Here is a 17,961-nt window from a genome sequence, read left to right as displayed (position 1 = left end):
TTTCAGGAGATGTGGGGTCGTCCCCGCACCAGATATAGGGTGTCTTAACGCCCGATCAACAAACTGCCGGCGGTGTTCCGAACGCCGCCGGCGAACTCCATCCGAGGCACGCGACTATTTTTCCTTGAGCCTCGTTGCCTTGACCGGCGGCGCCTTGAGCGTGGGAGCAGCGGCCGGCTTCTTGGCGTCCTTCTTCGGCTTGCGGGCCTCCTTGCCTGCCTTCATCGCACCTTTTGCCATGATTCGTTCCTCCAGTTGCGGGAAGTGAAGTGAAACAAGAGAAATGCCTGTAGGCAAGGGCCGTTCGCGGTCACGGCCGCGAAAACCGGCAACCTGTTTCGGCGGCCTTATGAATCCGAACCGGCGCGCAGCGACTTGAACGGACGGGGTGTTGGTGCGTCGCGATGGCCGCGGAATTTCGGCGGGCCCGCAGCATGATCTCAAGGAAATCGGCTCCCACTTTTCCTGCAATTACTCTAGACTTCGCGTGTCGGACAGGACGACAGGGAAGCAATGGCGGGGCATGGCGGCTCTCGAACGGTCATTTACGCGGCGCTCGCCGGCAATCTCGCGATCGCGCTGACCAAATTCGTCGCAGCCTTCTTCACCGGCAGTTCGGCGATGTTTTCGGAAGGCGTGCATTCGCTGGTCGATACCGGCAATGGTAGCCTGCTGCTTTATGGCATGCATCGCGCCGCACGCCCGGCCACCCGCGCGCATCCGCTCGGCCATGGCCGCGAGCTCTACTTCTGGAGCTTCATCGTGGCGCTTCTCGTCTTCGCGCTCGGCGCCGGCGTATCGTTCTACGAAGGCGTGACGCACATCATTGCGCCCGAACCGGCCGCCAATGTCAGGGTCAACTACATCGTGCTCGGCCTGTCGTTTCTGTTCGAGGGCAGCTCATGGCTGGTGGCGCTGAGGGAATTCCGCCGGCAGAAGGGCCAGCAGGGCTGGCTGCAGGCCGTGCAATCGAGCAAGGATCCAAGCGTCTACACAGTGCTGTTCGAGGACAGTGCCGCGCTTCTCGGCCTGATCGTCGCCTTTGCCGGCATATTGGCGGCGGAGATTTTCGAGATGCCGGAACTGGACGGCGCCGCCTCGATCGGCATTGCGCTGATCCTGGGTGCGACCGCGGCCTTCCTGGCGCGCGAGAGCAAGGGGCTGCTCATCGGCGAGCCTGCTTCGCCCGCGGTGCAGAAAGAAGTGCTGGCGATCGCGCAGCAGGATCCGGCGGTGCAGCGGGCGAACGGCGTCCTGACGGTCCACCTGGGGCCGGAAGAAATCGTTGCCGGCCTGAGCATCGAATTCGAGGACCATCTGTCCGCGCCGGAAATCGAAGCCTGCGTCGAGCGCCTCGAAGCGCAGCTAAGGAAGGAAATGCCCGAGATCACCCGGCTGTTCGTCAAGCCGCAGACGTCAGGCACCTGGGAACAGCGACGCAAGCTGATCGAATCAGCATCCGAGTAGACTTTGAGCATAGCCTCGAAACCCGCGTTCCATTCCTCGGGATCATGCCTCTGGATCAGCGTCGCGTCGTTGCCTTGCGACGCTGCGCCGCTAAAATCAGCCGATCGAGTTTTGGAGGACTGATTATGAAGATCGACGGCGGCTGTCATTGTGGTGCCATCACCTATGAGGCGGAGGTCGAACCGGAAAAGACCTCGATCTGCCATTGTACCGATTGCCAACAGTTGACCGGTACGGCCTTTCGCGTCACCGTTCCGGCGCCTGAAGATCACTACCGGATCACAAAGGGTACACCGAAGGTCTACATCAAGACCGTGGCAAGCGGCGCCAAGCGCGTCCAGGCCTTTTGCGCCGACTGCGGTTCGCACCTTTACGCCACGTCGGTCGGAGATGGCCCAAAGGTCTACGGCATTCGAGTGGGAACCGCGCGGCAACGCCAGGATTTGATTCCGACACTGCAAAAATGGCACCGCTCGGCGCTTCACTGGCTACCTGAATTTCACGGCATGACCACAGTGGAGGAGCAGTAGCGCCGTCCGGTGCGGCGCCTCATTCGTCGCCTTCGACGACCCTCAGCCTGAGCTGGCCGGTCTTTGAATCGGCAACGCGTGGGGAATCGACAACGCGCGGGCCGGGTTCCGGCTTCGCAGGGGCTGGTGACGCCATGTCAGGGTCGGCATCGCCTCCGGGCTGCGCCCCAAACTCCAGAGCTTCGATCTTCTGGCCGCGTTTGGTCACCTTCGACGTCGAGACGAGGATGTCGTCTATATCCTTGGCCGACTGGGCAAAATGGCCCTGCAATTTGCGCACCCGCTCGTCGACGCGCGAAACATCCTCCATCAGCCGGATCACCTCGCCCTGGATCAGGTGTGCCTGCTCGCGCATACGGGCATCCTTCAGGATCGCCTGGATGACCTGGATCGACAGCATCAGGAGCGACGGCGAGACGATGACGACGCGGGCGCGGTGCGCCTTCTGCACCACCGCCTCGAAATTTTCGTGGATCTCGGCAAACACCGATTCCGACGGCACGAACATGAAGGCGGTATCCTGCGTCTCGCCCTGGATCAGATATTTATCCGCGATATCGCGGACATGCACCTCGATGTCGCGGCGGAAGGCCTGCGACGCGACCTTCTGCTGTTCGGCGCCTTCGGCGGCGCGGATGGCGTTCCAGGCTTCCAGCGGAAACTTGGCGTCGACGGCAAGCGCCGGCGCGCCGTTGGGCATCTTCACCAGGCAATCGGGACGGCTGCCGTTGGACAAGGTCGCCTGGAACTCGTAGGCGCCGTGCGGCAGACCGTCGGCGACGATCGCTTCCATGCGCGACTGGCCGAAGGCGCCGCGCGTCTGCTTGTTGGAGAGGATCGCCTGCAATTGCACGACCTGGCCGGCGAGCGACTGGATGTTGCCTTGCGCGGTGTCGATGACGGCCAGCCGCTCCTGCAATTTGGCCAGGCTCTCATGAGTGGATTTGGTTTGCTCGGTCATGGTCTGGCCGAGGCGGCCGGTCATGGCATCGAGGCGCTGGCCGATCGATTGCGTCAGTTCCGCCTGCCGCGCGCCGAAGACTTCCGCGATGGCGCCCATGCGGCCCTGCATCTCGGCTTGGCTTTGCAATATGCCGGCCATCCGCGCCTCGGCGTCGCGGGCATGGTCGGCGGCTTCGGCAGCGGCCACGGCGCGCGCCTTGGCCGAGCGCCACAGCGCGACGACAAGCGCCACGAACAGGCCAAGAAACACAAAGGCCCCGAACGCCAGCGCATGGCCGAGCGTGATCGTGGTCGCGCCAAGCCGGGCGACAGGTTCCGAAAGGATGGATGTCAGGTCGTTCATGCACACAGCATAGACGATTCGGCCGGCCAGCACAGATCAAAACGTGAACGATCCCCCGGCGTACCGGTTGACGCCCTTTATTCAAGGTCTTAGGTGAGACGCCATGCCGATCAAGCCGCTCATCATCCTTCCCGACCCCATCCTGCGCCAGGTTTCCAAGCCGGTGGAGCGCGTCGACGCGCCCTTGCGCAAACTGGCCGACGACATGCTGGCGACCATGTATGACGCGCCCGGCATCGGGCTGGCCGCGATCCAGATCGGCGAGCCGCTGCGCATGCTGGTGATCGACCTCGCCAAGGAGGACGAGACGCCGGCGCCGCATGTCTTCATCAATCCCGAAATCCTGGAAAGCGCCGACCAGCGCTCCGTCTACGAGGAAGGTTGCCTGTCGATTCCCGACTATTATGCCGAGGTCGAACGCCCGGCTTCCGTGCGGGTCAAGTATCTCGACCGCGATGGCAAGCTGCAGGAAATGGAGGCCGAGGGGCTGATGGCAACCTGCCTGCAGCATGAGATCGACCATCTCAACGGCGTGCTGTTCATCGACCACATTTCGAAGCTGAAGCGCGACATGGTGGTGAAGAAGTTCAAGAAGCTGGCCAAGGACAAGGCTCCGGGCAAGCTGGTGGGATAGGGGACAATGCCCCTTCGCGTCATTTTCATGGGGACGCCGGAGTTTTCGGTGCCGACATTGCGCGCAATTGCCGATGCCGGACATGAGGTCGCGGCCGTCTACACGCAGCCGCCGCGAGCCGCCGGCCGGCGCGGCCTTGAGCTGACGCCGTCGCCGGTACAGCGCGAGGCGGAACGGCTGGGCATCGAGACGCGCACGCCGACGTCGCTCAAGGGCGAGGCCGAACAGGCAGCTTTTCGCGCGCTGCAAGCCGATATCGGCGTGGTCGTGGCTTACGGCCTGCTGCTGCCCAGGGCGGTGCTTGAGGCGCCGCGACTGGGCTGCATCAACGGCCATGCCTCGCTGTTGCCGCGGTGGCGCGGTGCGGCGCCCATCCAACGGGCGATTATGGCGGGCGACAGCGAAACCGGCATGATGGTCATGCGCATGGAAGAAGGCCTCGACACCGGCCCGGTGGGGCTGGTTGAAAAATGCGTCATCGAACCCGATATGACCGCCGGCGATCTGCATGATCGATTGATGAGCGTCAGCGCCGCACTGATCGTGGAAGCGCTGGCGCGGCTGGAAAGGAATAGCCTGGCGTTCACCGCCCAAGCGGTTGAGGGGGTGACCTACGCCAAAAAGATCGATAAATCCGATACGCACGTGGATTGGACGCGACCCGCGGCCGAAGTCCACAATAACATTCGCGGCCTGTCGCCCTTCCCCGGCGCCTGGTGCGAGGTTGAAATTGGTGGCCGGGTGGAACGGCTGAAACTGCTTCGCTCGACGCTTGCGCAAGGCATGGGCGAACCGGGAGGAATTCTCGACGACCGCCTGACGGTCGCCTGCGGAGCGGGCGCGATCCGGCTGGTCGAAGTTCAACGGGCGGGCGGAAGGCCCGCCGCCGCGCAAGAATTCCTGCGCGGGACCAAGATCGAAAAAGGAATGAAATTGTCATGAGCATGATGTCGATACGCGCGGCGACGCCGCGGGATCGCGAGGCCATCCGCCTCGTCGAGGAACACGCTTTCGGCCAGCAGGCGGAGGCCGGGCTGGTTGACGCGCTGGTTTCCGGCGGCGACGCCGTTGTCGAACTGGTGGCGGAAGAAGACGGGCAAGTGGTTGGCCACATCCTGTTTTCGCGGCTTTTCGCCCGCACCGGCGGCAAGGATTTCCCGGCGGTGGCACTGGCGCCGCTGGCGGTGGAGCCCTCCTTTCACGGCACCGGCATTGGCGGCGCGCTGATCCGCGAGGCTCACATCCGCCTGCGCGACGCCGGCGAGATGCTGGCCGTGGTGCTGGGCGACCCCACCTACTACGGCCGTTTCGGCTACAGCCACGCGCGCGCCGAAGGATTCGAGAGCGAGTACCAGGGCGAGGCGCTGCAGGCGCTGGCCTGGGGCGACGCTCCCGAAACCGGCCGGCTGGTCTACGCCTCGGCCTTCACCGCACTCGCCGCCTAGGCGAGTGCGTATAGCCGCCCGACATGCCGCGTTTTCGCCTCGACATCGAATATGACGGCAGCCTGTTTGCCGGCTGGCAGCACCAGGCGGACCAGCCTTCGGTGCAGCAGGCGATCGAGCAGGCGATCGAAAAATTCTGCGGCCAGCAGGTCCGCTTGCGCGCTGCCGGCCGTACCGATGCGGGCGTGCATGCGACGGCCCAGGTGGCGCATGTCGACCTGGCCAAGGCCTGGCCGGACGACAAGGTGCGCGATGCCGTCAACGCGCATCTGCAGGGCGCGGGCAATCGCATCGCGATCTTGAAAGCCACGACCGTCGTCGACGGCTTCGATGCCCGCTTCTCGGCTATCGGCCGTCACTACCTCTACCGCATCCTCAACCGGCGCGCGCCCTCGGCGCTGGAAAAGGGCAAGGTATGGTGGGTGCCGAAGCAGCTTGACGCCGCTGCCATGCACGAAGCCGCCAAAGTGCTGCTTGGACGGCACGATTTCACCACCTTCCGTTCCACGCAATGCCAAGCCGAGAGCCCGGTGCGCACGCTCGACCGTCTTGACGTCAGCCGTTCGGGCGACATGATCGAAGTCAGAGCCTCGGCGCGTTCCTTCCTGCACAACCAGGTGCGCTCGATGGTCGGCTCGCTCAAGCGCGTCGGCGAAGGCGCATGGACGGCGGGCGATCTCAAGGCGGCGCTCGAGGCGCACGACCGCGCCGCCTGCGGCCAGGTGGCGCCGCCCGACGGGCTTTTTCTGGTCGGCGTCGATTATCCCGGATAGAGTCCCGAAAGGCTCTGAGCTCCGGTGTCCGGAACCGTGATGCCAAGCAGTGCCTGCAGCCCGAACAGCACGATCAGCGAAGCGATGAACATGCCAACGAAGACAGCGGTCCCGATTGCGGCCCCCCTGCCGATGGTCGCGTTGGTCATGCGCCAGGTCAGCACCATCGACAGCGCGAACAACAGCAGCGACACAAGGCTGGAGATCTGGCTTGCCGAGGTCAGGAAAAGCCTGATCAGCGCGGACGGCAGCATCAGCCAGGCGGTGATGGCCGAAGCCCAGTTCGAGGCCACGACATAGTGGACGAAGCGGCCGCCGATGCCGGCGCGCGGCGCGACCAGAGCGAGTGCGACCAGAGGCAGCACCCAGGAACCGATATCGACTGTCGCCAGCCGCAACAGCATGCTGAAGCGGCCCGCGAAGGCATCGGGATCGCCGATCTCGTTGGCGATGCCGACCCAGCCGACGATCAATGCCGGCGCCGCGACGACGATGGCGAAAAAGGAATTCCAGAAACCATCGGCAGACAGGTCGAGCAGACGCAGGCCATCGGCCCTGCCGAGCATCAGTCGCCAGGCGCCGGTCAGCGAAACTTGGGTCTCGTCCGCCGAAAGCATGCTGCTCAGTCCTGTCCGAACCAGTCTTCGATGAAGCGCTGATAGATTTGCGTCAGCGTCTCGAGATCGGCAAGGGCAACGCGCTCGTCGACCATGTGCATGGTCTTGCCGACCAGGCCGAATTCGACCACCGGGCAATAGTCCTTGATGAAGCGCGCATCCGAGGTGCCGCCGGAGGTGGATAGCGCCGGTTCTCTGCCTACCACCGCCTTGACCGAGCCGCTCAACGTCTCGATCAGCCTGTCGTCGCGGGTCAGGAAGACATGGCTCGGCCGGTCGCGCCAGACGAGTTCGTAGTCGACCGGCATCTCCTTGCCGGGCCGATATTTCCTGCGGCCCGCCGCCTGGTCGAGACGGTTGTGGATTTCGGCCTGTATGGTCTCGGCGGTCCAGCTGTCATTGAAGCGGATGTTGAAGGTGGCGGTTGCCTTGGCTGGAATGACGTTGGTGGCCGGGTTGCCTACGTCGATGGATGTCACCTCCAGATTGGTCGGCTGGAAATCCTTCGTGCCCTCATCGAAGACGGGATGCAGCAAAGCATCGACCAGGCTCATCAGCCCGCGTATCGGATTGTCGGCAAGCAAGGGATAAGCGACATGGCCCTGGCGGCCATTGACGATGACGTCGCCCGACAGCGAGCCGCGCCGGCCGATTTTTATCATGTCGCCAAGCGCAGCCGGGTTGGTCGGCTCGCCGACGATCGATGCGTCCCATTTTTCGCCCCTGGAAGCCGCCCATTCGAGCAGCTTCGTGGTACCGTTGATGGCCGGGCCTTCCTCGTCGCCGGTGATCAGCAGCGAGACCGAGCCCTTCGGGCCGCCATTCGCCTCGACATGGCGCGCTACCGCGGCGATGAAACAGGCGATGCCGCCCTTCATGTCGACCGCACCCCGGCCATACATCTCGCCATTGGCGATCTCGGCGCCGAAGGGCGGATGCGTCCAGGCGGCTTCGTCGCCGACCGGCACCACGTCGGTGTGTCCGGCGAACATCAGATGAGGGCCATTGCCGGAGCGCCTGGCATAAAGGTTCTCGATGTCGGGCGTGCCGTCTTCCGAAAACACCGGGCGATCGACGAGGAAGCCGAGCGGTTCCAGCATCGTCTGCAACGCGGTCAGCGCACCGCCTTCGGCCGGCGTCACGGAGGCGCAACGGATGAGGGCGGCGAGGTTTGCGGCGGGATCGATCGGCAGCGTCATGGCAAAAGCGATAGTCGAAAGCTGAAGGCCTGTCACGGCCAGACGTAGGGGCCAGTCCTATGACCGGCGATACCGCCGACATTATGGTTTTCATGTCGTATAGTCGTGGGCCCGGTGCGGAGCGACAGGATGGCAAACGGGGGCAAGAGAATCGTCATTGCCGGCGCCGGCAGCATCGGCTGCTATGCCGGCGGCTGTCTGGCGCTCGCCGGGCGCAAGGTCATCCTGCTGGCCCGGCCGCGCGTCGAGGCGGCTCTGCGGCAAGGCGGATTGCGGATCAGCGACCTTGAGGGCCGCGATCGAGGCCTCGAGCCGCAAGCGCTTGCCGTCACCACCGAACCAGCCGCTGCCTTGCCGCAGGCGGGCGTGATCCTGGTCACCGTCAAGAGCGGCGCGACGCGGGAGATGGCTGCGCTCATCGCCGCCCACGCCCCGCCGGACGCCGTGGTGGTGAGCCTGCAGAACGGCATCGACAATGCCGACAGGCTGCGCGCCGGTGTCGGCGGGCGACCAGTGCTGGCCGGCATGGTGCCGTTCAATGTCGTGCAATCGGCCGACGGCGAATTACCGCTGCGTGTCCACCGCGCCAGCGACGGCAAGGTCATGATCGAGGACAGCGATGCCGGTCTGATCAGCCTTATCGGCGTCGAAGGGTTCCGGGTTGAAGTCCATGCCGACATGAAAGCCGTGCTGTGGGGCAAGCTTTTGATGAATTTGAACAATGCGCTGGTGGCGCTTTCGGGCCTGCCGCTGGCGAGCGAGCTTGCCGACCGGCGCTGGAGGCTGATCCTGGCAAGACAGATCGACGAGGCGCTCCAGGCCATGAAGGCGTCGGGCATCGAGCCGGCGCGGATCGCCGGCTTGCGGCCGGCGCTGTTGCCGATAGTGCTCCGCCTCCCCGATTGGCTGTTCAGGCTGCTGGCGAGGCGGATGCTGGCCATCGACCGGGAGGCGCGTTCCTCCATGTGGGACGATCTGCAGCGCGGCCGGCCGACGGAGATCGGCGATTTGCAAGGCGCCGTTCTTCGCCTGGCGCAAGAAGCGGGCACGCCGGCGCCGACGGTCCGACGGATCATCGCCCTGGTGCGTGAGGCGGAAGCGGCCGGCTGCGGATCGCCCGGTTTCAGCGCGGATCAGGTCGCCGCGCCTGAAGCGCGTCGCGTCTGAATGAATTCAGGCGACGCGCTTCAGGCCTTCCTTTTCATGCATACCGTCAGTAGCGCATCGCGATGATGGGCGCTCAGGGTTCGGCCGGTGCATTGGTGCGCTTGCCATAGCGGTTGGGTCCGGGCTGGCCCGGAAACAGGCAAAGCACGACGAAGGCGACGATCGAGACGACCGGCACGAACAGGATCAACGCCGCGATGCCGGGCTTGTCGAGGTCGTGCAGCCGCTTCACCGCCAGTGCGATGTTTGACCACAGCGAGGCGATGAAGGCGATGAAGAAGACGAACGACCACATGTTGCTCTCGGGCGAGCCTTCCGGCACCAGCGTGAAACGATAGAGCGGGAAGGCCTGGATGATGGCCACGAGCAGCCCGCCAAGAAAATAGGCCGCGCGACTGACGCGGCCCGATGTCTTGAAGAAAAGCCAAGTGAAGTTGGATCTGTCAGGCAAGCGGGTCCCGTCCATATTGATTGACACCCTGGGCGCCTTCGAGAACGCCGAATCCGACCAGCAGCCAGATGCCGAGACCGATCAGCGTCCGCCAGCCCGACTTGTCGCGGTCGTGCCAGCGTTTTGCACAGAGAGCAATCGCGAAATAGAGCGACGCCAGCGCGACGAGCATGCCGATGATGCCGATCCTGCCGCCGCCTGCGGTCGTGAAGCGCGTGCCGAGAATCGCATCGAGAATGAAGGCAACAATACCGATGACGATGAATATACCGATGCCGGCCCAGAACTTGGCGTGATCGATGCGGCCGTCGAAGCTCGTCAGCAGACATCTCCAGTCCATGCCACCCTCCATGTTGAACCGGCGCGACCGATCGTCGCGCCGGCGGAAGGTGCGCCCGCTTTCCAAAAAGATCAATCGCGCAGCAATTCGTTGATCGAGGTCTTGGACCGGGTCCTGGCATCGACCCGCTTGACGATGACCGCGCAATAGAGGCTTGGACCCGGCTCATTGTTCGGAAACGGCTTGCCCGGCAGCGAACCGGCTACGACGACGGAATTCGGCGGCACTTCGCCGTAGAAAATCTCGCCGGTGGCGCGGTCGACGATCTTGGTCGACTGGCCAATGAAGACGCCCATGCCGAGCACCGAGCCCTCGCGCACGATGCAGCCTTCGACCACTTCCGAGCGCGCGCCGATGAAGCAATTGTCCTCGATGATGGTGGGACCGGCCTGCATCGGCTCCAGCACGCCGCCGATGCCGACGCCGCCCGACAGGTGCACATTCTTGCCGATCTGGGCGCAGGAGCCCACCGAAGCCCAGGTATCGACCATGGTGCCCGAATCGACATAGGCGCCGACATTGACGAAGGACGGCATCAGCACGGCGCCCGGCGCGACATAGGCCGAGCGGCGCACGATCGACGACGGCACGGCGCGGAAACCGGCCTTCTCGAAATCGACGGCGCTCCAGCCGTCGAACTTCGACGGCACCTTGTCCCACCACACGGCCTGGCCGGGACCGCCCTTGATGATCTCCATCGGGTTCAGCCGGAAGGACAAAAGGACGGCTTTCTTCAGCCATTGGTTGACATGCCACTGGCCATCGGCCTGGCGCTCGGCAACGCGGGCGGTGCCGCGGTCGAGCAGATCGAGCGCCGACTGGATGGCGTCGCGTGTCTCGCCTCTGGTCGCCGTCGAAATCGCGTCACGTTCCTCGAAGGCCTTGTCGATGGTCTTTTCGAGGCTCGCCAGATCCGGCTTCGACATGAATTCGCTCCATTACCAGGCTGTTAAGGGGCTGAGCCTTAACCTGTTTTGAAAATCGCGCGGACCCTATGTGAAGGCAGAGTAGGGGTCAATCGCGACTGCGCCATGGGACGGCGCAAGTGAATGAAATGGACGGACCTGACATCATGACACCCATGGAAAAGGCGGGCTGGACGCCGCTGCCGCATTCGGACGAGGATCTGGAGCGGGCCAGGAGCGTGCCGGACACGCCGCAGACGCGCGCCGAGACCTACCGCCTGGCGTGGAACGATCCCGACTTCATGACGCGGCGCGAACTGCGCGCGGTCAGGCTGCAGCTCGAACTCCTGAAGCCGGAGATGATCCTGGCCGAGCGCGGTATCCGCTCGACCGTGGTCCTGTTCGGGGGCGCGCGGCTGCCTGAACCCGGCGGCGAGGCCTGGGCGGCCAAAAACGAGACGCAGAAGAAGAACCTCGAGGAAAACAGCAAATATTACGAGGAGGCGCGCAAATTCGCCCGCCTCTGCTCGCAGCAATCGGCCAGTTCATACTACCGCGAATATGTCGTGGTGACCGGCGGCGGGCCCGGCGTGATGGAAGCGGGCAATCGCGGCGCCGACGATGTCGGCGCGCCCTCTATCGGCCTTAACATCGTTCTGCCGCACGAGCAGGCGCCCAATGCCTATGTGACGCCGGAACTCTGTTTCAACTTCCACTATTTCGCCATCCGCAAGATGCATTTCGTCATGCGCGCGAAGGCCGTCGCGGTGTTTCCCGGCGGCTTCGGCACGATGGACGAATTCTTCGAGACGCTGACGCTGATCCAGACCGGGCGCATGGAGCGCGTGCCGGTGATCCTGTTCGGCAAATCCTTCTGGAAACGGGCGATCGATCTCGACTTCCTCGCCGAGCAAGGCACGATCAGTCCCGGCGACCAGGACATCATCGATTTCGTCGACACCGCCGACGAGGCCTGGGGCATCGTCAGCCGGTTCTATAAGTTAGGGGAGTAAGGGAGTAGGGCAGTAAGGCAGTATATCTAGAATCAAGGGCTGAGAGCGCCCCTCATCTTCCTACTGCCCTACTGCCCTACTGCCCTACTGCCCTACTGCCCTACTGCCCTACTGCCCTACTGCCTACTGCCTTATCCCCACGACTATCTCCGTCAGAAACCCGGCCAAATCGTCGGTGACGAAGTCGACATCATCTTCCTGCGCCGGATCGCGCTCCCAGATTTCGGAGAATGTCGGCTCGAAATTGCGCGGCACCACCAGGACCGTCGTCATGCCCAGTGACTTCGGCACGGACAGGTTGCGCGCGAGATCCTCGAACATCACCGCATTGTGGCCGGTGACGGCGTGAAGTTCGGCGAATTTCTCGTAGGTCTGGCGCGCAGGCTTGGGGTTGAGCCCGGCAGCGACGATATCGAAGATGTCGTCGAAATGATCAAGGATGCCAAGCTGGCGCGCAGTGCGCTCGGCATGCCTGCGGTCGCCGTTGGTGAAGATGAACTTGCGGCCGGGAAGCTGGCGAATGGCGGTGCCGAGGACGGGATCCGGCACCAGCCAGGAATAGTCGATGTCGTGGACCTTCTCGAGGAAATCGTCGGGGTCTATGCCATGGCGCGTCATCAGCCCGTTCAGTGTCGTGCCATATTCCCGATAAAGTTCCTTTTGCAGCTTGCGCGCGTCCTCGCGCGGCAGCGACAGCAGTTCCCCGACATAGGCGGTCATCTTGACGTCGATCTGCGAGAACAGATTCGAATGATGCGGATAGAGCGTGTTGTCCAGGTCGAACACCCAGTCGGTGACATGGGCGAAGCGAGCGGGGTCGGGGTGTGTAGCCATGCGCCCCTTATGGCACGAAACGGACGATCTTGAAGGGGCTTTATCCACAACTTCTACGCGCCGAAAGTGGCAGAACAGTCTCACCGTTCAAATTTTAGGCATCCTGGAAAGGTGGCCTTCAGGGCTTGCTGGCACAGAGGCGGTCCAGTGGGAGCCAGCGATGAGCAGTATAATTCTGAAGTCCGCCACCATTGCTTTCGTCTCCGTCGCGGTTTCGCTCCTTCTGACCCTGATCATCGTCCCCGCCATGGGATTCCCGGTCAACCGCATGATCTGGCTGACCTCGACATTGTGTCCGCTGGTTCTTGCATGGGCGGCCTGCGCAAGCACGTTCTGGCACAGCGACAGGCTGAAGTCGGCGCATCGCGACCTTGCCCGCACGCACGCCCAGCTTGCCGCAGCGCATCGCCGGCTGGCGGAAAAGGCCAGCCGCGACGACATGACGGGCATGCTCAACCGGGAAAGCTTCTTTGCCGTGCTCAACGGCTCCCGGCACAAGCCCGATCGCGGCGCCTTGCTGATCATCGATGCCGACCATTTCAAGATGATCAATGACAGCTTCGGCCATCTGACCGGCGACGACGCGCTGCTCCTGATCGCCAGCGCGATCAAGCGCGGGGTGCGCGACGGCGACGTCCTCGGCCGCATCGGCGGCGAGGAGTTCGGCGCATTGCTGGTCGGAGCCACGGAACGGGAAGCCAAGCGCGTCGCCGAGCACATCCGCCGCGAAGTCGAGCTGATCCGCTTCCGGCCCGTGGACGAGCGGACCATTCCGCTGACCGTCAGCATCGGCGGAACCCTCTGCGACGAAAGCGCCAGCGTGTCGGAGCTGATGCGGGCCGCCGACCGGCGCCTCTACCAGGCCAAACATCGGGGACGCAACCTGGTGATCCTCGACACCGACATCTCCGAGGCGGCCTGAACGGGCTGATCCAGCATATCGGCTTGTTAAGGAGTCTCTAACCCTGTTTGCACTCGGCTGCGCATTGTTCCGGCTTGCAACCAGTTTTGGCACGCTTCTGGCTTCGATGATGAAGCATGTGCCGTTCAGGGAACATGCCTGGATGTTCAGAGAACATGCCTGGATAGAGACCCCGTCGAGAGACCTGTCATGAGTTTCCTTATCAAGAAGATATCGCGCCGAATGATCATGCAGACGCTGATCGCGGTGCCTGCCCTGTCGCTGTTCCGCAAATTGCCCGATGCGGGTTCTTCCGAAGCCGCCCCCGATGAGATCGTCGAGGTCAATGGCTGGATCCTGAAGCGGAGCGACCTGGCATGATCTTCGACAGTTATGAGGCGTTTCGCGCCGCGAATTTCACGCCTAGGGTCTGCGTTCTCGGCTCCGGCCCGGCCGGCACCACGATCGCCAGAAAGCTCGGTGCCGCCGGCATACCGGTCGTGGTGCTGGAGGCCGGCGGCAGGGAGTTCAGCGACACCTCGCAGGATTTCTACCGCGGCACCACGGTCGGCGATTTCTATTTCGATCTCGATATCACCCGGCTGCGGTTCATGGGCGGCAGCTCGAACCACTGGGCCGGCTGGTGCCGCGTGCTCGACAAACAGGATTTCGAGCCGAAGGCGTGGGTGCCGGACACGGGCTGGCCGATCCGGCGCAGCGACATCGAACCGTATCTGGGCGAAGTGCGCGACATCCTGGAACTGCCGGATTTCCGGCCGGACGCGCCGATCTCGGACGACATCCGCTGGGTGCAGCTGATCAAGAGCGGTGCGGTGCGCTTCGCTGAAAAATACGCCGACGAGCTCGACAAGAGCAGGAACATCGCTGTCGTGCTCAACACCTGCGCCACCGAGCTTGCCGGCGACGGCAGACGCGTGACCGGCGCCAGGCTGTGGTCGCAGGGGCAGGATGCCGGCTTCTTTAGCGCCGATTATTTTATCGTCAGTACCGGGGGGCTGGAGAATTCGCGGCTGCTTTTATGGTCGAACCAGCGCTCCAATGGCGGCGTCGTGCCGAACGCGACGGCACTTGGCCGCTACTGGATGGAACACCCGACCTTCCAGGGCGGCAACGCCATCCTGGCCGACTATGGCGCATTCGAGGTCGATGCGGTGAACGAGGCCTTCTTCTCGCCGATGCCGGCCGCGATGGAGCGGCTGCGGATCATGAATTTCGGCATCAGGCTGATCGAGACGCCCTATCCCGGCGTCAAGGACCTGATCGCGGATCTCGCCTGTACGGCGCCCAACATGGCGGAGTGGCTATCGGGCAGGCTCAACCAGAACCTGCGCTGCGCGGCCCAGCTCTATGTCGCCTGGGAGCAGGCGCCGCTGGCCTCGAATCGGGTCGAGCTGTCGAAGACCGTGGTCGACCACGCCGGCGTGCCGCGCATCGAGCTGCACTGGAAGAAATCGGACCTGGAACGCCGCACGCTGCTCGAAGGGCTGAGGCTTTTCGGGACGACGCTAGCCCAGAAGAACCTGGGCCGGGTGCGTATAGCCGACTGGATTTCGAATGGCGGCGACTACCCGACGGACGAGGAGACGGCCGGTCACCATCACATGGGCGGTACGCGCATGGGCACCGATGTCGCCACGAGCGTCGTGGATGCCAATTGCAAGGTGCACGGGATGGACAATCTCTATGTCGGCGGCTCCTCGGTGTTCTGCACCTCGGGCCAATGCAACCCGACGACGACGATCACGGCGTTGGCCTGCCGGCTCGGCGAGCATCTCGGCAAGGTGGTCGCCGCCTGATCGTTCCGCAGCCCCGCGAAATCACCTCATCCCGGCAAGGCCGCGTCACATGATGGCGCCGGAGCGGCTTAAAAGCCGTTTATGGCGATGCGCACCAGCACCACGGCGGCAGCCAGCGAGCGCTTCAGCGCTTGAGGGATCGCCGAGCTCCCAGCTCTTTGCCTCACGCTATTCTGGACGGAAAACCGTGAGCAGTTTTCCTGGTATTGCTCCTACGCCCGCCGCTCCGACCGGCCGAAACGCCGTTCGAGATAGGCCTGGCCGAACTCCAGCGTGATCGACAGGATCCAGTAGATCATCGAGGCGGTGATCAACATCTCGATATGGCGGAACTCCGTCTGGCCCATGGTGCGGGCGAGATACATGATCTCCCAGACGCCGACGACCGACACCAGGGACGAGTCCTTCAGCATGGCGATGAACTGGTTGCCGGTCGGCGGGATGATGACGCGCATGGCCTGCGGCAGGATGACCAGCGCCATGGTCTGGCCGGGACTCAGTCCAAGCGCGGTGGCGCCTTCGCTCTGTCCGCGCGGAATGCTTTCGATGCCGGCGCGGAAGATCTCGGTCATGTAGGCGCCATAACACAGCGACAACGCCAGAATGCCGGCCGGCACCGCGCCGATCACGTAACCGACCTGCGGCAGGCCGAGATAGATGATGTAGATCTGCATCAGCAAAGGAAGGCCGCGGAACAACGAGGTGTAGAAAGTGGCCAGCCCGTACACAATGCCGTTTCCGGTCAGTTTGGCGATCGCGCCGACAAGTGCGATGGCTGTCGCGATCAGGATCGAGATTGCCGAAATGTAGAGCGTGGTGGTGACGCCCTGGGTGATCAGGAAGCCGATCTTCCTGGCGATGAAGGCAAGCGACAGGTCGAAGGAATAGAAGAACAGCATCAGGAGCACGAACAGTTCGATCCACACGCCGACGATCTGCTGCCGTCGGGGCAAAAGCAGCAGCAGCTTGCAATTCACCAGCACAACGAGCGCGATCAGCACTGCGGAAAGCGCGCGCGACAGGGCAGGGTTGGCCTGCAGCCAGCCGGATGCAACTGGAATCACCGAGCCGATCCAGCTTGACTTGATGCCCATCGCGTAAAGGCCGGCGGCCAACAGCGCCAGCACGAGCGCCGCCGCTGCGCGGCGGGTGATCCCCGGATAGAAGAGCATCAGCCTGCCGATCATGCCGTCACCTTGTCTTTCGTGGCGGCATGACGTTCTCGCCACCAGTCCTGCGCCTGCAATTTCCAGTAGGTGAGCTGCGCGGCCGCCAGGCCGGCGGCGCCGCCGGCCCAGCTCAATCCGAATGGCGCGAACTGCCGGTACCGGTCCGAAACGCCCAGAATGCCTTCCGCAACGACTTTTCCGGCGATGGCCGTGGTGTTGAGACCATGGCCGCCGAAAGCCGTGCAATACCAGACGCCCGGCTGCAATTCGCCGATCTGGGGCATCAGGTGACGGGCATAGGACATCAATCCGGACCAGGCCAGTTCGGTCTTGAGGTCCGCAAGCTGCGGATAGGTACCGATCATCTCGCGGCGCAACTCGCGCGCCAGCGCGTAGGCGGAAGCGGCGCGCGTGGTGATGCGCCCGCCCCACAAAAGGCGATTGCCGCCATCGACCAGCCGATAGTAGTCGCCGGCCCGCCGGTTGTCGCCGACCGCGTCCGTGGTCGCAACGGCTTGCGCGATCAGGCGCGGCGCCGGCTCGGAAACCATCACATAGGTCGCGATGGGCAGGAAGGCGCGGTGGAGCTGGGTGAATACCGGGCCGGTGTAGCCGCCGGTAGCCAGCACGACGCGAGTTGCCCGAAGCGTGCCCTCTCGCGTGCGCAGCATCTTTTGCGGCCCCGACAGATCACATTGCACGACTTCGGAGCTCTCATGGATGCTGCCGCCAAGCCGCTCGATCTCATCGGCCACGGAACGCAGATAATTAAGCGGATGGATGTGAAAGGCTTTCGGGTCGCGCAGGCCCTGATAGTAGCGAGCCGATTTAAGCACCGAACGGACGTCTTCTCTGCGCAGATATTGAAGCTCGTATCCGTGGTCGCGCGCCGTCTGGTCGGCATAGGCCTTGAGCGCGTCGCCATCGTCGTAGCGCAGGACGCTGACCAGCCCCTCGCGCGGCATGGCGGCCGATATGTCGAGAGCCTCGATGGTATGACGCACGAACTCGACGCCCTCGATCGACAGCCGGTGCAGTTGCCGCGCGGCCTCCTTGCCGACGCGTGCGGCAATGGTGTCGCCGCCGGTGGCGAAGCCAGGCGTGACGAAGCCGCCATTGCGGCCGGAGGCGCCGAAACCGACGACCTGGGCCTCCAGCACGGCGACGCGCAGCCCGGAACGCGACAGCTGCAACGCCGTGGTCAGGCCGGCCAGTCCTCCGCCGACGACGGCCACGTCACAGTGCGCCTCGCCGCGGAGCGGGGGCCTGATCTTCCGGTCGATCATGGTGCGGGCGTAGTAGGTGTCCGGATAGGCCATCGGCGACTTTCAACTGCATCCCGCTCGTCAGGAAAAGCGCGTAGCGCTTTTCCCTGGGGAATTGCGCAAGAACA

At 63.8% G+C, this 17,961-nt stretch carries 21 protein-coding genes; 11 read left to right on the top strand and 10 right to left on the bottom strand.

The window, feature by feature from the left end:
* Positions 1–114 precede the first annotated feature (114 nt).
* Entirely contained in the window at positions 115–240 is a 126-nt protein-coding gene (locus FJ951_RS28985; protein ID WP_140491427.1) for a hypothetical protein, read from the bottom strand.
* 273 nt (positions 241–513) lie between these two features.
* Here FJ951_RS28985 and FJ951_RS08230 point away from each other — a divergent pair, with 273 nt between their 5' ends.
* Together FJ951_RS08230 and FJ951_RS08225 are read left to right on the top strand one after the other, a co-directional pair.
* Positions 514–1,467: a cation diffusion facilitator family transporter gene (locus FJ951_RS08230; protein ID WP_140514327.1), complete on the top strand. Its 954-nt coding sequence runs from the start codon at positions 514–516 to the stop codon at positions 1,465–1,467.
* A 125-nt stretch (positions 1,468–1,592) separates the two neighbouring features.
* Complete coding sequence (locus FJ951_RS08225; protein WP_140491431.1) at positions 1,593–1,997, top strand: GFA family protein; 405 nt, start codon at positions 1,593–1,595, stop codon at positions 1,995–1,997.
* Positions 1,998–2,016: 19 nt separating this feature from the next.
* Here the strand turns inward: FJ951_RS08225 and FJ951_RS08220 are convergent, their stop codons facing one another.
* Positions 2,017–3,303, bottom strand: a complete 1,287-nt coding sequence (locus tag FJ951_RS08220; protein WP_140491433.1) for a DNA recombination protein RmuC — start codon at positions 3,301–3,303, stop codon at positions 2,017–2,019.
* A 103-nt stretch (positions 3,304–3,406) separates the two neighbouring features.
* Between FJ951_RS08220 and def the strand changes: the two genes are divergently transcribed.
* From def to truA, 4 genes are read left to right on the top strand one after another with little or no spacing between them, the layout of a single operon-like run.
* Positions 3,407–3,937: a peptide deformylase gene (gene def / locus FJ951_RS08215; protein ID WP_056573548.1), complete on the top strand. Its 531-nt coding sequence runs from the start codon at positions 3,407–3,409 to the stop codon at positions 3,935–3,937.
* Between the two features lie 6 nt (positions 3,938–3,943).
* A complete protein-coding gene (gene fmt / locus FJ951_RS08210; protein WP_140514325.1) occupies positions 3,944–4,879 on the top strand; it encodes a methionyl-tRNA formyltransferase in 936 nt (311 codons plus the stop codon).
* Positions 4,876–5,382, top strand: coding sequence for an N-acetyltransferase (locus FJ951_RS08205; RefSeq protein ID WP_140514323.1), 507 nt, complete (start codon positions 4,876–4,878; stop codon positions 5,380–5,382). Before fmt ends, FJ951_RS08205 begins: the two co-directional genes overlap by 4 nt.
* 23 nt (positions 5,383–5,405) lie before the next feature.
* The gene (gene truA, locus FJ951_RS08200; protein ID WP_140514322.1) at positions 5,406–6,155 is read left to right on the top strand and encodes a tRNA pseudouridine(38-40) synthase TruA; all 750 of its coding nucleotides are present in this window, start codon (positions 5,406–5,408) and stop codon (positions 6,153–6,155) included.
* Here truA and FJ951_RS08195 read toward each other — a convergent pair.
* Positions 6,143–6,772 (bottom strand): transporter, encoded by a 630-nt coding sequence (locus FJ951_RS08195; RefSeq protein ID WP_140514320.1) that lies wholly within the window; start codon positions 6,770–6,772, stop codon positions 6,143–6,145. The genes truA and FJ951_RS08195 overlap by 13 nt on opposite strands.
* A 5-nt stretch (positions 6,773–6,777) precedes the next feature.
* Positions 6,778–7,971, bottom strand: a complete 1,194-nt coding sequence (gene dapE / locus FJ951_RS08190) for a succinyl-diaminopimelate desuccinylase (RefSeq protein ID WP_140514318.1) — start codon at positions 7,969–7,971, stop codon at positions 6,778–6,780.
* Between the two features lie 129 nt (positions 7,972–8,100).
* Between dapE and FJ951_RS08185 the strand changes: the two genes are divergently transcribed.
* Entirely contained in the window at positions 8,101–9,138 is a 1,038-nt protein-coding gene (locus tag FJ951_RS08185; protein WP_140514317.1) for a 2-dehydropantoate 2-reductase, read from the top strand.
* A gap of 73 nt (positions 9,139–9,211) precedes the next feature.
* Here the strand turns inward: FJ951_RS08185 and FJ951_RS08180 are convergent, their stop codons facing one another.
* From FJ951_RS08180 to dapD, 3 genes are all read right to left on the bottom strand, one after another.
* Positions 9,212–9,589, bottom strand: coding sequence for a DUF805 domain-containing protein (locus FJ951_RS08180; RefSeq protein ID WP_246671692.1), 378 nt, complete (start codon positions 9,587–9,589; stop codon positions 9,212–9,214).
* On the bottom strand, positions 9,582–9,929 hold the full coding sequence (locus FJ951_RS08175; protein ID WP_140514313.1) for a DUF805 domain-containing protein: 348 nt from the start codon (positions 9,927–9,929) through the stop codon (positions 9,582–9,584). Before FJ951_RS08175 ends, FJ951_RS08180 begins: the two co-directional genes overlap by 8 nt.
* Positions 9,930–10,000: 71 nt before the next feature.
* Positions 10,001–10,855, bottom strand: a complete 855-nt coding sequence (dapD, locus tag FJ951_RS08170; protein ID WP_140491451.1) for a 2,3,4,5-tetrahydropyridine-2,6-dicarboxylate N-succinyltransferase — start codon at positions 10,853–10,855, stop codon at positions 10,001–10,003.
* A gap of 146 nt (positions 10,856–11,001) precedes the next feature.
* Here dapD and FJ951_RS08165 point away from each other — a divergent pair, with 146 nt between their 5' ends.
* Entirely contained in the window at positions 11,002–11,847 is an 846-nt protein-coding gene (locus FJ951_RS08165) for an LOG family protein (RefSeq protein ID WP_140491453.1), read from the top strand.
* A gap of 123 nt (positions 11,848–11,970) precedes the next feature.
* Here FJ951_RS08165 and FJ951_RS08160 read toward each other — a convergent pair whose 3' ends face one another.
* On the bottom strand, positions 11,971–12,681 hold the full coding sequence (locus FJ951_RS08160; protein ID WP_140491455.1) for a pyrimidine 5'-nucleotidase: 711 nt from the start codon (positions 12,679–12,681) through the stop codon (positions 11,971–11,973).
* A gap of 160 nt (positions 12,682–12,841) precedes the next feature.
* On the opposite strand from FJ951_RS08160, the gene FJ951_RS08155 reads away from it, so the two are divergent.
* From FJ951_RS08155 to FJ951_RS08150, 3 genes are all read left to right on the top strand, one after another.
* Positions 12,842–13,603, top strand: a complete 762-nt coding sequence (locus FJ951_RS08155; protein WP_140491457.1) for a GGDEF domain-containing protein — start codon at positions 12,842–12,844, stop codon at positions 13,601–13,603.
* Between the two features lie 189 nt (positions 13,604–13,792).
* On the top strand, positions 13,793–13,963 hold the full coding sequence (locus FJ951_RS28395) for a hypothetical protein (RefSeq protein WP_181165184.1): 171 nt from the start codon (positions 13,793–13,795) through the stop codon (positions 13,961–13,963).
* A complete protein-coding gene (locus tag FJ951_RS08150) occupies positions 13,960–15,399 on the top strand; it encodes a GMC family oxidoreductase (RefSeq protein ID WP_140514312.1) in 1,440 nt (479 codons plus the stop codon). The genes FJ951_RS28395 and FJ951_RS08150 overlap by 4 nt, the downstream gene beginning before the upstream one ends.
* A 212-nt stretch (positions 15,400–15,611) precedes the next feature.
* Here FJ951_RS08150 and FJ951_RS08145 read toward each other — a convergent pair whose 3' ends face one another.
* Both FJ951_RS08145 and FJ951_RS08140 read right to left on the bottom strand, forming a co-directional pair.
* Entirely contained in the window at positions 15,612–16,586 is a 975-nt protein-coding gene (locus FJ951_RS08145; RefSeq protein ID WP_140514310.1) for an amino acid ABC transporter permease, read from the bottom strand.
* Positions 16,583–17,887: an FAD-binding oxidoreductase gene (locus tag FJ951_RS08140; RefSeq protein ID WP_140514308.1), complete on the bottom strand. Its 1,305-nt coding sequence runs from the start codon at positions 17,885–17,887 to the stop codon at positions 16,583–16,585. Before FJ951_RS08140 ends, FJ951_RS08145 begins: the two co-directional genes overlap by 4 nt.
* Positions 17,888–17,961 lie beyond the last annotated feature (74 nt).

This window comes from Mesorhizobium sp. B2-2-3 (genome assembly GCF_006442405.1).
In the GTDB taxonomy this organism is placed as follows: domain Bacteria; phylum Pseudomonadota; class Alphaproteobacteria; order Rhizobiales; family Rhizobiaceae; genus Mesorhizobium.
The sequence above is the reverse complement of the archived record's forward strand: the minus strand, read 5'-3'. Positions and strand labels throughout refer to the sequence as shown.

Bases quoted from the DNA above. Each gene is read 5' to 3' on its own strand.
- FJ951_RS08140 (WP_140514308.1), bottom strand. From the start codon at position 17,887: ATGGCCTATCCGGACACCTACTACGCCCGCACCATGATCGACCGGAAG.
- FJ951_RS08195 (WP_140514320.1), bottom strand. From the start codon at position 6,772: ATGCTTTCGGCGGACGAGACCCAAGTTTCGCTGACCGGCGCCTGGCGA.
- FJ951_RS08160 (WP_140491455.1), bottom strand. From the start codon at position 12,681: ATGGCTACACACCCCGACCCCGCTCGCTTCGCCCATGTCACCGACTGG.
- FJ951_RS08175 (WP_140514313.1), bottom strand. From the start codon at position 9,929: ATGGACTGGAGATGTCTGCTGACGAGCTTCGACGGCCGCATCGATCAC.
- FJ951_RS08220 (WP_140491433.1), bottom strand. From the start codon at position 3,303: ATGAACGACCTGACATCCATCCTTTCGGAACCTGTCGCCCGGCTTGGC.
- dapE (WP_140514318.1), bottom strand. From the start codon at position 7,971: ATGACGCTGCCGATCGATCCCGCCGCAAACCTCGCCGCCCTCATCCGT.
- FJ951_RS08165 (WP_140491453.1), top strand. From the start codon at position 11,002: ATGACACCCATGGAAAAGGCGGGCTGGACGCCGCTGCCGCATTCGGAC.
- FJ951_RS08145 (WP_140514310.1), bottom strand. From the start codon at position 16,586: ATGATCGGCAGGCTGATGCTCTTCTATCCGGGGATCACCCGCCGCGCA.
- def (WP_056573548.1), top strand. From the start codon at position 3,407: ATGCCGATCAAGCCGCTCATCATCCTTCCCGACCCCATCCTGCGCCAG.
- FJ951_RS08155 (WP_140491457.1), top strand. From the start codon at position 12,842: ATGAGCAGTATAATTCTGAAGTCCGCCACCATTGCTTTCGTCTCCGTC.
- truA (WP_140514322.1), top strand. From the start codon at position 5,406: ATGCCGCGTTTTCGCCTCGACATCGAATATGACGGCAGCCTGTTTGCC.
- dapD (WP_140491451.1), bottom strand. From the start codon at position 10,855: ATGTCGAAGCCGGATCTGGCGAGCCTCGAAAAGACCATCGACAAGGCC.
- FJ951_RS08205 (WP_140514323.1), top strand. From the start codon at position 4,876: ATGAGCATGATGTCGATACGCGCGGCGACGCCGCGGGATCGCGAGGCC.
- FJ951_RS28395 (WP_181165184.1), top strand. From the start codon at position 13,793: ATGAGTTTCCTTATCAAGAAGATATCGCGCCGAATGATCATGCAGACG.
- FJ951_RS08185 (WP_140514317.1), top strand. From the start codon at position 8,101: ATGGCAAACGGGGGCAAGAGAATCGTCATTGCCGGCGCCGGCAGCATC.
- FJ951_RS08230 (WP_140514327.1), top strand. From the start codon at position 514: ATGGCGGGGCATGGCGGCTCTCGAACGGTCATTTACGCGGCGCTCGCC.
- fmt (WP_140514325.1), top strand. From the start codon at position 3,944: ATGCCCCTTCGCGTCATTTTCATGGGGACGCCGGAGTTTTCGGTGCCG.
- FJ951_RS28985 (WP_140491427.1), bottom strand. From the start codon at position 240: ATGGCAAAAGGTGCGATGAAGGCAGGCAAGGAGGCCCGCAAGCCGAAG.
- FJ951_RS08150 (WP_140514312.1), top strand. From the start codon at position 13,960: ATGATCTTCGACAGTTATGAGGCGTTTCGCGCCGCGAATTTCACGCCT.
- FJ951_RS08225 (WP_140491431.1), top strand. From the start codon at position 1,593: ATGAAGATCGACGGCGGCTGTCATTGTGGTGCCATCACCTATGAGGCG.